The organism is Thiorhodococcus mannitoliphagus, assembly GCF_010915725.1.
In the GTDB taxonomy this organism is placed as follows: Bacteria; Pseudomonadota; Gammaproteobacteria; order Chromatiales; family Chromatiaceae; genus Thiorhodococcus; species Thiorhodococcus mannitoliphagus.
In genome coordinates, this window is record NZ_JAAIJR010000403.1 from 1 (window position 1) to 722 (window position 722).

Here is a 722-nt window from a genome sequence, read left to right on the forward strand (position 1 = left end):
GTCGGATCAGTGTCCGCTTTCAGCTCGGAATGCTGTCCGCTTTGACGTCGGATTGGTGTCCGGTTTGGATCGGAATAGGTGTCCGGATTCGGCCGGAATACTCAGTCAGGCTCTGGCGGTGGAAGACACCGAAGGCAACGCCTTGGGCGCGGTCACGCCGCTGGATGCCTTGGCCAATGTCCATCGCCGGCGCCGTCAGCCCCAGCCGTCCGAGGCGCCATCACTGAACGTCGCCGACACGGAGGTGGAGCTGGCCTACCGCGATGACTACGGTCATACCGGGGAGGACGACTGATGGTGCTGCAACACTTTGGCCTGACCCAGTATCCCCTGGGCAAGGGCACCACCGAGCTGTGGGACGATGGGGTCCTGGCCCACCTGGGCGAGCGCTTTGACTGGCTGCTGCACAGCCCCGGCGTGGGGCTGTTGACCGGCGAGGCCGGGGTGGGCAAGACTGCGGCCCTGCGCCGGCTCACGCAGGCGCTCAACCTCCACCGCTATCAGGTGATCTATCTGGCCGAGACCGACTTCGGGCGGCTGGATCTGTACCGCTCCTTGGCGCTGGCACTGGGATTGGAGGGCGCCTACCGCCGCGCTGCCCTGTGGCGTCAGATCAAGGCCCGCATCGAGGAATTGGCGGATGGGAAGAACGTCACGCCGCTGTGGATCATCGACGAGGCGCACAATCTGCCCGCGGAGTTCTTCCGTGACCTGCCGGCCTT

2 protein-coding genes are annotated in these 722 nt (G+C 65.5%); both read left to right on the forward strand.

Annotated features, from left to right (window positions below; translation table 11 throughout):
• The coding region (locus G3480_RS28120; protein ID WP_206171944.1) for a hypothetical protein at nt 1–295 on the forward strand (295 nt) is incomplete at its 5' end.
• The coding region (locus G3480_RS27135; RefSeq protein WP_164657277.1) for an ATP-binding protein at nt 295–722 on the forward strand (428 nt) is incomplete at its 3' end. The genes G3480_RS28120 and G3480_RS27135, both read left to right, overlap by 1 nt.